Source organism: Streptomyces sp. NPDC090741 (assembly GCF_044769045.1).
Taxonomy (GTDB): domain Bacteria; phylum Actinomycetota; class Actinomycetes; order Streptomycetales; family Streptomycetaceae; genus Streptomyces.
In genome coordinates this window covers 18,942-32,121 of record NZ_JBIVXF010000027.1, presented here as the reverse complement: position 1 = coordinate 32,121, position 13,180 = coordinate 18,942, and the positions used below count along the sequence as shown (strand labels likewise).

At 75.9% G+C, this 13,180-nt stretch carries 7 protein-coding genes; all 7 read left to right on the top strand.

From position 1 onward, the window contains the following. Window positions 1-3: 3 nt before the first annotated feature. The 7 genes from ACIQU4_RS40530 to ACIQU4_RS40500 are packed head-to-tail and all read left to right on the top strand — an operon-like array spanning window position 4 to window position 13,170. Window positions 4-3,474: an amino acid adenylation domain-containing protein gene (locus ACIQU4_RS40530; RefSeq protein ID WP_403742375.1), complete on the top strand. Its 3,471-nt coding sequence runs from the start codon at window positions 4-6 to the stop codon at window positions 3,472-3,474. Further along, window positions 3,471-4,637 carry an acyl-CoA dehydrogenase family protein gene (locus ACIQU4_RS40525; RefSeq protein WP_403742373.1) on the top strand — a complete coding sequence of 389 codons (1,167 nt, stop codon included), beginning with the start codon at window positions 3,471-3,473 and terminating at the stop codon, window positions 4,635-4,637. Before ACIQU4_RS40530 ends, ACIQU4_RS40525 begins: the two co-directional genes overlap by 4 nt. After that, window positions 4,634-5,737: an acyl-CoA dehydrogenase family protein gene (locus ACIQU4_RS40520; RefSeq protein WP_403742370.1), complete on the top strand. Its 1,104-nt coding sequence runs from the start codon at window positions 4,634-4,636 to the stop codon at window positions 5,735-5,737. Before ACIQU4_RS40525 ends, ACIQU4_RS40520 begins: the two co-directional genes overlap by 4 nt. Before the next feature lie 16 nt (window positions 5,738-5,753). After that, on the top strand, window positions 5,754-7,133 hold the full coding sequence (locus ACIQU4_RS40515) for a M20/M25/M40 family metallo-hydrolase (RefSeq protein ID WP_403742368.1): 1,380 nt from the start codon (window positions 5,754-5,756) through the stop codon (window positions 7,131-7,133). Window positions 7,134-7,169: 36 nt separating this feature from the next. After that, a complete protein-coding gene (locus tag ACIQU4_RS40510) occupies window positions 7,170-10,571 on the top strand; it encodes an amino acid adenylation domain-containing protein (RefSeq protein ID WP_403742365.1) in 3,402 nt (1,133 codons plus the stop codon). 8 nt (window positions 10,572-10,579) lie between these two features. Continuing rightward, complete coding sequence (locus ACIQU4_RS40505; protein WP_403742363.1) at window positions 10,580-12,310, top strand: condensation domain-containing protein; 1,731 nt, start codon at window positions 10,580-10,582, stop codon at window positions 12,308-12,310. 17 nt (window positions 12,311-12,327) lie between these two features. Next, on the top strand, window positions 12,328-13,170 hold the full coding sequence (locus ACIQU4_RS40500; RefSeq protein ID WP_403742360.1) for a tryptophan 2,3-dioxygenase family protein: 843 nt from the start codon (window positions 12,328-12,330) through the stop codon (window positions 13,168-13,170). The last annotated feature ends 10 nt before the right edge of the window (window positions 13,171-13,180 follow it).

Sequence of the window (13,180 nt, the reverse complement as noted above, 5' to 3'; positions counted from 1 at the left end):
GCGATGGCCGAGACGACGACCGGAACGAGCGCAGGGCCGACGGCCGGTACGGGAACGGCGGCGGCCGGCGCGGGTGCGCGCAGCCTCGCCGACACCCGCAAGGCCCTGCTGGCGCTGCGCGAGCGCCAGCGGACCACGGTGCGGGCTACGAGCACCTCGATCACCCCGGCGGCCCGGGACCGGGCCCTGCCGCTGTCGTTCACCCAGCAGCGGCTGTGGTTCCTGAACCAGTGGTCCCAGGGCAGGCCGGTCTACAACGCGCCGTCCGTGCTGCGCCTGCGGGCGCCGCTGGACCTGCCGGCGTTCCGGCGGGCGCTGACCGCCCTGGTGGGGCGGCACGAGATCCTGCGCACCCGCTACCCGGAGCTGAACGGGGTGGCCTACCAGCACGTCGATCCGGCCCCCGCCGAGGTCGCGCTGCCCGTCACCGACCTCGGCGCGCTCGCCGGCGCGGAGCAGGAGGCCGCGGTCGAGGCCCACGTACGGGCCGAGATCCGGCACTCCTTCGACCTGGCCGCCGAGCACGCGCTGCGGGTTTCGCTGGTCCGGCTCGGGCCGCAGGAGCACGTCCTGGTCCTGGCCATGCACCACATCGCCACCGACGGCTGGTCCACGGACATCCTGACCCGCGAGCTCGTCGCCCTCTACCGGGCCGAGGCGGCCGGGTCCGCCCCCGTACTACCCGAACTACCGGTGCAGTACGCTGACTTCGCGGTGTGGCAGCGCGGCCACCTGACCGGCGAGGTGCTGGACAAGCAGCTCGCGTACTGGCGGGAGCGGCTGGCGGGGGCCGCGACCCTCGACTTCCCCGCCGACCGGCCCCGGCCCGCGGACCCCACCCGCGACGGCGCCACGCTGACCGAGATGCTGCCGGACGAGCTGCTGCGCGGACTGCACCGCACGGCCCTGGCCGAGCGGGCCACCCTGCTGACGGTGGTGCTCGCCGCGTTCACCGCGCTGATGACCCGCTACACCGGCCAGGACGACATCGTCCTCGGCTCGGTGTTCTCGGGCCGCACCCGGCCGGAGATCGAGAACCTCATCGGCTTCTTCTCCAACACGCTGGTCCTGCGCACCTCCACGGAGGGCGACCCGACCTTCCGCGAGCTGCTGCGGCGCACCGGCGAGACCGTGATGGGTGCCCACTTCCACCAGGACCTGCCCTTCGGCACCCTCGTGGACGAGCTGGCCCCCGAGCGCGACCCGAGCCGCAACCCGCTCTTCCAGACCTGCTTCACCCTCCAGCACGCGGCGGCCGCCGAGGCCGAGGCGGGCGGGCTGTCCGCCGAGCCGTACCCGGCCGACCCGGGCACCGCCCGCTTCGACCTGGCCGTGCAGCTGACCGAGGTGCCGGGACAGGGCCTGCGGCTGTGGGCCGAGTACTCCACCGAGCTGTTCGACACGGACCGGATCGAGCGGTTGTTCGGGCACTACGCCCGGCTGCTGCGGGCCGTCACCGAGAACCCTGAGCTGCGCCTGAGCGAGCTGCCGCTGCTGACGGACGCGGAGCACCGGCAGCTGGTCCGCGGCTGGAACGACACCGCGCGCACGTACGGCACGGAGGAGCTGTGCCTGCACCAGCTCGTCGAGTCCGTCGCGGACGCCCACCCGGACGCGGTGGCCGTGGTGTACGAGGGCGCGGCGCTGACCTACCGGGAGCTCGACGAGCGGGCCGACCGCCTCGCCCACGCGCTGCGCGCGCAGGGGGTCGGGCCCGAGTCGGTGGTGGGCGTGCTCGCGCGGCGCGGCCCGGCGCTGCCGGTGGCCTTCCTCGCCGTGCACAAGGCGGGCGGCGGCTACCTGCCGCTCGACCCGGACCACCCGGCCGCCCGCTGGGAGCTGCTGCTGGAGGAGGCCGACGCCCGTACCGCCGTCACCACGGCCGATCTGGCCGGGGAGCTGCCGGCCGCGGTCACCGCCGTGCTCACTGACGATCCGGCGCTCGCGGACGGGCCCGCGCCCGGCCGGCTGCCGGCCTCGGCGGGGCCGGAGAACCTCGCGTACGTGATCTTCACCTCGGGCTCGACCGGGCGCCCCAAGGGCGTCCAGGTGGAGCACCGCTCGATCGTCAACTTCGCCCGGGCCATCACGGAGCTGTTCCGGATGGGCCCCGGGGACCGGGTGCTCCAGTTCGCCAACCCGTCCTACGACGTCAGCCTGTTCGACTTCTTCTCCGCGCTGACCAGCGGCGCCGCCCTGGTGCAGGCGCCGCGCGAGACGCTGCTGGACCCCGACCGGCTGACCACGCTGATGCGGGACGAGCACGTCACGGTGGCGGACCTGCCGCCGGCGGTGCTCGGGGCGCTCGACCCGGCGGCGCTGCCGGAGCTGCGGATGCTCTTCGTCGGCCTGGAGGCCTTCCCCGGCGAGCTGGTCAACCGCTGGAACACCGGCGGGCGCGAGTTCCACAACGGCTACGGGCCCACCGAGGCCACGGTCGCCTGCATCGACTACAAGTGCCCGCGGACGGTGCACGACTCGATGCCGCCCATCGGCACCCCGCTCGCCAACTACACGGCGCACGTGGTGGACCGGTTCGGCTCCCTGGTGCCCGTCGGGGTGCCGGGCGAGCTGCTCGTCGGCGGCGTCGGGGTGGCCCGCGGCTACCTGAACAGCCCGGAGCTGACCGGGCAGAAGTTCGTACCGGACCCGTACGGGGACGGGAGCGAAGGCGGCGACGGCGGCGACGGCGACGGCGGCACGGACCGCGGGCGGCTCTACCGCACCGGCGACCTCGTGGTCCGCCGGGCCGACGGGAACCTGGAGTTCCGCGGCCGCGTCGACCAGCAGGTCAAGATCCGCGGGCTGCGCATCGAGCCCGGCGAGATCGAGCAGGCGCTGACCGCGGAGCCTGAGATCGCCGAGGCGGTCGTCGTCGCCCACGGCGAGGGCGCCGACGCCCGGCTGGTGGCGTACGTGGTCCCCGTCCCGGGGACGGCGGCGCCGGACGACGGGGAGCTGCGCCGCCGTCTCGGCGGACGGCTGCCCGCGCACCTGGTGCCCGCGCTCTTCGCGGTGCTCGCCGAGCTGCCGCGGGCGGCGAGCGGGAAGCTGGACCGGGCCCGGCTGCCGGAGCCCGAACAGGCCGCGGCCGCCGTGGAGTTCGAGGCACCCTCGACCCCCACGCAGCTCGCGCTGGCCGGCATCTGGGAGGAGATCCTGAGCCGGGGCGGCTTCAGCACCCACGACGGCTTCTTCGCCGTCGGCGGCAACTCGCTCAAGATCACCCAGTTCGCGGCCCGGGTCCGGGAGCGCTTCGGGGTGGAGCTGGAACTGCGCGACCTGTTCGTCAACAGCACGCTCGGGCAGCTCGCCGACCTGGTCGAGGAGCGGGAGCTGGCCTCGGCCGACGACGCCGAGCTGCTGGCCCTGCTGGAGCGCGCCGAAGCCGCCGAGGCGGCGGAAGCCGCCGGTGCGGCCGAAGCGGCCGGTGCCGCCGAAGCGGCCGAAGCCGGACGGGACGGTGCGCTGTGACCGGCGGACACCCGGGCGCCCTCACCCCCGCCGAGGAGGAGTTCCGCGGGCAGGTGCGCGCCCTGCTGGCCGAGGAGCGCGTACGCGCCCTGGCCGCCGAGATCGCCGCGTACCCGCCGGGCACCGAGGCCACGCACCTGCCGGTGCACCGCTGGCTGGGCGAGCGGGGCTGGCTGGCCCCGAACTGGCCGCAGGAGTACGGCGGGGCGGGCCTGGGCGCCGCCGAGGCGGCCATCGTCACCGAGGAGATGACGCTCGCCGGGATCCCCGACGACGTCCACGTCCTCAGCATCGACATCGTCGGGCGGTTCCTGCTGGAGGTCGGCACCGAGGAGCAGAGGAAGCGGCACCTGCCGGCGCTGGCCGCCGGCGAGGAGATCGCCACCGTGCTCTTCACCGAGCCGGACGCCGGATCCGACCTGTCGGGGCTGCGCACCACCGCGCGCCGCGACGGCGACGGCTGGCGGCTGTACGGCCAGAAGGTCTACAACATGAAGTCGCAGTACGGCGAAGTGGCGCTGTGCGCGGCCCGCACCACCGAGTCACCGGTCGCGATGCACGGCATCACCCTCTTCCTGCTGCCGCTGCGCTCCCCCGGCGTCCATGTGGAGCCCGTTGCGACGCTGTGCAACGACCGGTTCAACCTCGTCGTCATCGACGGGGTGCGCCTCACGCAGGCCGACGTCCTCGGCGAGGTGGACAACGGCTGGGCCCTGATGAACGACCTGCTCCAGCTGGAGCGCACCGGGGTCGACTTCCACGCCAAGGCCCGCCGCCTGCTGGACCTGGTGACCGAGCGGGCCGCGGCGGCCGGCCGGCTGGCGGACCCGGCGTACGCGCTGCCGCTCGCCGCACTCGACGCCCGGCTGCGCGCCGGGCACGCCATGGCCTGGCAGCAGGTGCGCAACCTCGGCGCGGGCCGCCCGGACCCGGTCGGCTCGGCGATGGCCAAGTGGTACGTCACCGAGCAGATCCGGCCGGTGCTCGACCTCGGCCTGGAGGTCTGCGGGCTGGAGGCGGTCCTGACCGCCTGGGACGGCGCCGCGCCGGACGGCGGGGTGCTGGAGGCGGGGCTGCGGATGGGCCCCTCGCACCGGCTGGCCTCCGGGACCTCCGAGGTCATGCTCACTCTGATCGCCACCAACGGTTTGGGGCTGCTGTGACGACGGCCGTGCTCGACGGGCTGAGGGAACTGTTCGGGCAGGAGCTGGCGCCGGTGCTGCGCCGGCTCGGGGAGCGGCCGCGCGGCGCCGCGGCCGGGCCGGCGGCCCGGCTCGGGGAGGAGGACGCGGGCACCCGGGACGCCGTGTGGGCCACCCTGGCCGAGCTGGGCGCCTTCGGCCCGCACACGGAGGACGAACGGGCCGCCATCGCCGAGCTGATGGGCGCGGCCCTGTACCAGAGCCCGTACGCGGACACCGTGACGGCGGCCGCGCTGCTGGCCGCCGCCGGGGATCCGGCGTACGGACCGCTGCTGGAGCAGGTCGCCCGCGGCGCGGAGCGGCTGGCCCTCGCGGTCCGCGAGGACGGGCTGACCGGGCCCGCCCGGCCCGGCCCGCTCACCGTGCACCGGGAGGGGGACGGGTACGCGGTCACCGGCCGCCGGCCCTTCACCGCCTTCGCGGCCGACTGCGGCCACCTGGCGGTGGTCGGAGCCGGGCCCGACGGGGAGCCCGTACTGGCCCTCGTACCGCGCGAGCAGCCCGGGGTGCGCCTGACGCGGCGCGACGACATCGGCCGCGGCGACCTGTACGCGGTGGACCTGGACCGGGCCGCGGTGTCCGGGGCGGTCCACCCGGTGGGCGCGGTCTGGCCGGCCGTACTGGCCGCGGCCCGGATCCGGCAGGCCGCCGCGCTGGCGGGAGCCGCGCGGGCCGCGGTGGAGCTGGCCGCGGAGCGGCTGAGGTCCCGGCAGGCCTTCGGGCAGCCGCTGGCCCGGCAGCAGGCGCCCGCCCACCGGCTGGCCGCGCTGGCCGCGGAGGTGGCGACCGTACTGGCCTTCGCCCGCTCGGGGGCCGCGGCCGCCGACCGCGGGCAGGACGTACGGCGCACCGGCGCGCAAGTGCTGCACCTGGCGGGCGATCTGGCCCGGCGGGCGGCCGCTGAGTCGGTGCACCTGCACGGCGCTTACGGCATGACGGAGGCCTGCGACGCCCAGCTGTTCCTGCGCCGCGCCGCCGTGGACTCCCAGTGGCTGGGCACGGGCACCGAGCTGCTGCGGGAGGCGGCTGCGCTGCTCTCCGACACCCCGAACCCCCGCTGATCCGAAAGGCCGCCCCATGCACGACTCCCACCTCCTGGACCCGGTGCCGCTGCTGCGGGACCTGATCCGGATCGAGACCGTCAACCCGCCCGGCGACGAGGGCCGCCTGGTCGCCCACCTCGAACGGCTGCTGATCGCCGAGGGGATCACGGACTACAAGGTGGTCGGCCCCAGCGCCGAGCGCACCAACCTGGTGGTGCGCTTCCCCGGCCGGGGCGAGGCCCCGCCGCTGCTGCTGCACGCCCACTCCGACGTGGTGCCGGTGACGGGCCAGGAGTGGACGCACCCGCCGTTCGAGGGCCGCCTCGTGGACGGGGAGGTGTGGGGCCGCGGCGCGATCGACATGAAGGGCGGCCTCGCGATGATGCTGTCCGCGCTCTTCCGGCTGCGCGCGGCCGGGGAGCGGCCCGCCGGGGACGTGGTCCTCGCGGTCGTCGCCGACGAGGAGGACGGCAGCGGGGCGGGCGCCGCGTTCCTCGTCGAGCAGTACCCCGAGCTGTTCGAGGGGGTGCGGTACGCCATCGGAGAGGAGGGCGGCGCCGGGATCGAGCTGGCCGGGATCCGCTTCCACCCGGTGGTGGTGGCCGAGAAGCGGCCGGGCTGGCTGCGGCTGACCCTGCGCGGGCCCGGCGGGCACGCCTCGCGGCTGGCCGCGCCGGACAATCCGACGGCCCGCCTCGGCGCGGTGCTGACCGCGCTGAGCGGGGCCCGGCTGCCGCGCCATCAGATGCCGGCCGCCGACCGGATGCTGGCCGCGCTGGCGGGGGCGCTGCCGGAGCCGCTGGCCGGGGCGGTGACCCGGCTGCGGGAGGACCGCGAGGGCGACGCGCCGCCCGCGGGACTGCCGCTGAACGAGGCGCTCCAGCTCGACTCGGTGCTGCGGCACACCGTCAACCCGACGGTGGTGCGCACCGGACACAAGATCAACATGATGCCGGCGGAGATCACCGTCGACGTCGACGGGCGGATCCTGCCCGGGGAGTTCGAGGTGGCCGACCTGGTCGCCGAGATCCGCGCCCTGATCGGCGGCGACGGCGGGGACGGCGGCCGCGGTGAAGACGCCGACGCGATCGGGATCGAGCTGCTGCACGAGGACCCCCGGGTCCGCCCCGAGCTGATCGCGGAACCCGAGTTCGGGCCGTTCTACGACCGGCTGGAGGCGATCTTGCGCGAGGCCGACCCCGAGGCCGTGCCGCTGCCGGTGATGAGCCCGGCCACCACCGACGCCACCGTCTTCGCCCGCCTGGGCATCCGCTGCTACGGCTGGCTGCCGCTGCTGCTGCCCGCCGGCAGCCCGCACCGCCGACTGCTGCACTGCGCCGACGAGCGGATCCCCGTGACCGCCCTGGAGTTCGGCGCCCGCTGCCTGACCGAACTGCTGCGCACCTACCCCTGAACCGCCGGTCCCCTGACGACGAAGGCCAGTGACGCCATGTCCTCCGAGTTCCTCTCCCCGCAGCGCGCCGCGCTGCTCGCGCAGCTGCGCCGCGGGCGCGGCCTCGGCTCCGCGCCCGGCGGCATCACGCGCCGGCCCGACCCGGCCGCCCCCGCCGCCCCGTCCTCCGGGCAGCGCCGGCTGTGGTTCTTCGACCAGCTCCGGCCGGGCAGCCCCGCGTACACCATCGCCTGCGGCGTGTGGCTGCGCGGCCGCCTCGACCAGCCGGCGCTGGAGCGGGCGCTGACCCGCATCACCGAGCGGCACGAGGTGCTGCGCAGCGTCCTGCGCGCCGACGGCGAAGGCGGCGTACAGGCGGTGGTCCTACCCGCCGAGCCCGTCGCCGTCCGCACGGCCTCGGCCCCCGGAAAGGCCGGCGAGGAGCTCGTACGGCGGGCCGGACAGGTCGCCGCCGAGCCCTTCGACCTCGCCGCAGGACCGCTGCTGCGCTGCACCCTGCTGCACGGCGCCGGCGATGCCCGGCTGCTCGTCCTGGCCATGCACCACGCCGTGTCCGACGGCTGGTCGCTCCAGGTGCTGATCCGCGAACTGGTCGAGCTGTACGGGGCGCAGGCCGAAGGGCGCGAGCCGCGGCTGCCCGCACTGCCGGTCCAGTACGCCGACTACGCGCTGTGGCAGTCGCAGTGGCTGTCCTCCCCGGCGGCGGCCGCGCAGCTGGAGCACTGGCGGGGGCGGCTCGACGGGGCCGTCCTCGCCGACCTGGCCACGGACCGGCCCCGGCCGGCCCGTTCCGACTTCTCCGGGGCGCACGCCCGCTTCGAGGTGGGCGCGGCGGCCGGGGCCCGGATCGGCGCGCTCGCCGACCGGCTGCGCACCACGCCCTTCACCGTGGCGATGGCCGCGTTCGCCGCGGTCCTCGCCCGCTTCACCGGCCAGGACGACCTCGTGGTGGGCACGCCGGTGGCGGGCCGCGGCCGGGCCGAGACGGCCGCGCTGGCCGGGTTCTTCGTCAACACCCTGCCGGTGCGCATCGACCTGTCGGGCGACCCCTCGCTGGAGGAGCTCGTCGGGCGGATGCACGGCGAGGTGCTGGACGCGCGGGCCAACGCCGACGTGCCCTTCGACCACCTGGTCGAGGAGCTGCGCCCGCAGCGGGACGCGGGCGGCCGCACCCCGCTGGTGCGCTACCTGTTCCAGTCCGACGAGCAGGCCCAGGAGCCGGTCGTGGTGGGCGGCCTGGAGATGCTGCCGGTCCGGCTGGACACCGCCGCCGCCAAGTTCGACCTGGCCGTGGACCTCGCGCCGCGCGCCGACGGCGGCTTCGACGGGCTCGTCGAGTACAGCACCGAGCTGTTCGACCCGGCGACGGTGGAGCGGATCGCGACCGCGCTGCGGCTGGTGCTGGAGGAGGCCGGGCCCGCGCGGGCCGCCGCCGCCCTGTCGGAGCTGCCGGTCATGACGTCGGCGGACCGCGCCGGGCTGCTGGAGCGGTGGAGCGGGGCGGGCGCGCCCGCCGTACCGACGGACACCCCCACCGTGCACGGGCACATCGAGGCCCAGGCCGACCGCACGCCGCGGGCGACCGCCGTCCAGTACGGCGCGGAGCGGCTGAGCTACGCCGAACTGGACGAGCGGGCCAACCGGCTGGCGTGGGAGCTGCGGGCGCGGGGCGTCGGCCCGGGCGCGCTCGTCGGGGTGGCGCTGCCGCGCGGCCTGGACCTGATGGTGGCGCTGCTCGCCGTGCTCAAGTCCGGCGGCGCCTACCTGCCGCTGGACGCCGGCTACCCGGCGGCCCGGATCGAGATGATGCTGGAGGACGCCGGGGCCCGGGTCCTCGTCACCGACACGGCCGCCGTACCCGCGGAGCTGACGGCCGCGGCCGCAGCCGCGGGAGCGCGGGTGCTGTGCGTGCGGCGGGACGCCGCCGCGGTCGCCGCCCGTCCGGCGCACCGCCCGCAGGCCGGCGCCGGGGCCCGCGACCTCGCGTACGTGATCTTCACCTCGGGGTCCACGGGACGGCCCAAGGGCGCCATGAACGAGCACGGCGCCGTCGTCAACCGGCTGCTGTGGATGCACCGGGCGTTCGGGCTCGCCGAGGGCGAGGGCGTGCTCCAGAAGACGCCCATCGGCTTCGACGTCTCGGTGTGGGAGCTGTTCTGGCCGCTGATGGTGGGCGGCCGGTGCGTGCTCGCCCGGCCCGGCGGCCACCAGGACCCCGAGTACCTCTGCGACCTGATCGCCTCGGCCGCGGTCACCACCGTGCACTTCGTGCCCTCGATGCTGGCCGCCTTCACCACCGCCGCCCGGCTGCCCGCCGTACGCGACACCCTGCGCCGCATCGTGTGCAGCGGGGAGGAGCTGCCCGCCGCGCTGGTCACCGAATGCGCCGGACTGCTGCCGGACACCGGGGTGTTCAATCTGTACGGGCCCACCGAGGCCGCCGTGGACGTGACCTGGTACCCCTGCGCCGAGGGGTACGGCAGCCGGGTGCCGATCGGCCGCCCCATCGACGGCGCGCACGTGTACGTCGTCGACCGCGCGGGCCGGCCCGTCCCCGTCGGCGTCGCGGGCGAACTGCTCCTGGGCGGCCCGGCCGTGGGCCGCGGCTACTGGCGCCGGCCCGGGCTGACCGCGCAGCGGTTCGTACCGGACCCCTTCGGCGCGCCCGGGGCCCGGCTCTACCGCACCGGCGACCTGTGCCGGTGGCGGGCGGACGGCACCCTGCAGTACCTGGGCCGGATCGACCACCAGGTCAAACTGCGCGGGATGCGCATCGAGCCGGGCGAGATCGAGGAGGCGCTGCGCACCCACCCGGGCGTGGACTCGGCGGTGGTCTCGGTGCGCACCGGCAGCTCCGGAACCCCGGTGCTGGTGGCGCACGTCCGCCCCGCCGAGGGCCCGGACGCACCGGACGCGGACGCACCGGACGCGGACGCACCGGACGCGGACGCACCGGCCGCCGAGGGGCTGGCCACCGTACTGCGGGCGCACCTGCGGGAGCTGCTGCCGGCCCACATGGTGCCCACGGCCTTCGCCGCCGTCGCCGAGTGGCCACTCGGCCCGAACGGCAAGCTCGACCGGCGCCGGCTGCCGGACCCGGAGCCCGCCGCCCCCGACGCCGGCCGCCTCGCGCCCGCGACGCCCGTGGAGAGCGAGCTGTGCGCGATCTGGGCGCAGGTGCTCGGCGTCCCCGCCGTCGGCGCCACCGACAACTTCTTCGACCTCGGCGGGCATTCGCTGCTCGCCACCCAGCTGCTCGCCCGGGTACGGGCGCGGTACGGGGTGGAGCTGCCGCTGGGCCGGCTGTTCGCGGCGCCGACGGTGCGCGCGACGGCCGAGGCCCTGGCCGCGGCCGGGCGCCGTCCGGCGTCCGCACCGGCCCTGCGGCGCATCGACCGGTCCGCCTACCGCGTACCCGCCCCTTCGATTGCGGAGTGAGTCCTGACATGACCGAGACCGAGACCGAGACCGAGATGTCCGAGACCGAGACACGTGAGGAACTGTTCGCCCTGCCCGCCTCGTTCGGGCAGAAGCGGATGTGGCTGCTGGAGCAGGCGGGCAGCGGGACCGCGCTCTACACGATGCGCGCCGCCCTGCGGCTGCGCGGCCCGCTGGACCACGGGGCGCTGGAGCGCGCCCTGACCGAGGTGGTCGCCCGGCACGAGGTGCTGCGCAGCGTGCTGCGGCTGGACGGCAACGACATCGCGCAGGTGGTGCGGGCCCCCGGCCCGGTGGCCCTGCCCGTCGTGGAGGTGCCCGGCGGTCCGGAGGCGGCCGTGGCCCTGGCCGCGGAGCTCAGCCGGGAGCCCTTCGACCTGGCCGCAGGCCCGCTGCTGCGCTGCTCGCTGCTGCGACTGGCCGACGAGGACCACGTACTGCTGGCGCTGGTCCACCACAGCGTCTGCGACGGCATGTCGCTGGGCGTGCTGCTGCGCGAGCTGACGGCACTGTACGAACCCTGCCTGCACGGCACCGCGCACCCGCTGGAGGAACTGCCGCTCCAGTACGCGGACTACGCCGTCTGGCTGCGCGAGCAGGTGGCCTCCGGCGCCCTGGAGGAGCAGCTGGCCTACTGGGGCGAGCGGCTCGCCGGGGTGCGCGAGCTGCGGCTGCCCGCGGACCTGCCGCGCCCCACCGTACGGGCGTGGTCGGCGGTGTCGGCGCCGGTGAAGGCGGCGGCGCCGGTGGTGCGGCAGCTGCGGCTGACCGCCCCCGGCGGCGGAGTGACCGCCTCCATGGTCGCCCTGGCCGCGTACGCGGTGGTGCTGTCGCGGTGGAGCGGGCAGAGCGACCTGGTGGTGGGCCTGCCCGTGGCCGGGCGGCCCGAGGTGGACCTCGAACCGCTGGTCGGGTTCTTCGTGAACACCCTGCCGATCCGCGTCGACCTGTCCGGGGACCCGTCCTTCGGCGAGCTGCTGGCCCAGGTCCGGGACCGGTGCGTGGAGGCGTACTCCCGGGCCGACGTGCCGTTCGAGCTGATGGTGGAGCGGGCGCACCCGGACCGGCGGGCCGGCCGGCTGCCGCTCGCGCAGACGCTGCTGAACGTGCAGCAGTCCGTACCGCTGGGCCTGGCCGCGATCACCGGCGTGACGCTGGAGCCCGTCGAACTCCCCGACACCGCACTGCAGTTCGACGCGGTCGCGGACCTGGTGGAGCAGGGCGACGCGGTGACCGGGCACGTGTCCCTGTCCGCGGACCTCTTCACCGCCGAGACGGCCGTCCTCGTGGCGCGCTCGCTGTCCGCGGTGCTGCGGGCCGCCTCGGCGGCTCCCGGCACCGCCTTGTCGGCGCTGCCCTGCCCGGTGGCGGACGCCCGCGCGGCGGCGGGCGGCTCGCCGGCCGCCGCGCCCGACGAGGCGTACGAGGCGTACGAGGACGCCCGTACGGCCGTCCCGGAGGGCGGCGGGAAACCGCAGACCCCCGGCGAGCACCTGCTGGTCGCGCTGTGGCGCGAGGTGCTGGAGGTCTCGGAGGTCGGGGTCCACGACGAGTTCTACGCCCTGGGCGGGAACTCGATGCGGGCCGTGCGGATCGTGACCGCCGCCCGGGAGCAGGGGTTGGAACTACCCCTGGACCGGATGCTCGGCCAGCACACCATCCGCGAGGTCATCGCCCACACCGAGGCCGCCGCCGCGGCGGCCGGGCACCGCACCATCGCCGCTCCCGCGGCCGCCTGACAGGAGAGACCCACCCCGTGACCACCCAGACCACCGCCGCCGAGGCGCACACCGCACCCGCCGGCAAGGACTACTCCGTACCGGTGCTGCCCGGCACGGGGGACACGGACTACGCCCGCTACATGCGGACCGACACCCTGCTGTCCCTCCAGCGCCGCCCGGAGGAGGTCATCCACCGCGACGAGCTGCTCTTCCAGGTGGTGCACCAGTCCACCGAGCTGTGGCTCAAGCTCGCCTGCCAGGAACTCACCGACAGCACCCGGCTGATCGGCGAGGGCTCCTTCGACACGGCCGTACGGCTGCTGGAGCGGGCCCGGCTCGGCGTCCGGCTGGCCACCGACCAGCTGGAGATGATGCGCCGGCTCTCGCCCTGGGACTTCCAGACCATCCGCACCGTCCTGGGCCACGGCTCCGGCTTCGAGTCCCCCGGCTGGGCGGCCGCCCGCCGCGCCACCGCGCTGCTCGGCGAGGCCTTCGACCGCGCCGTCGAGGAGCGGGGCGTCGACCTCGCCGAGGTCTACCGCACGCAGCCCGACACGCCCGTGCACCGCCTCGCCGAGGCCCTGATCGGCTGGGACGAGGGGATCTCCCTGTGGCGGGTGGAGCACTGCAAGATGGCGCTCCGCCTGCTGGGCGAGGACGTCCTGGGCACCAAGGGCATCCCCATCGGCGTGCTGACCAAGCTGATCGGCCACCAGTTCTTCCCCCGCCTGTGGCTCGTGCGCACCGAGCTCACCCGCACCGGCCCGATGGGCGACGCCGCCCCGGCGGCCACCCCGGCCGCCACCCTGGCCACCACCCCGGCCCCGGCGGCTCCGTCCCCGGCGGCCCCCCTTCCCGAGGAGAAATCCCGCACTTGACATCTCCCCC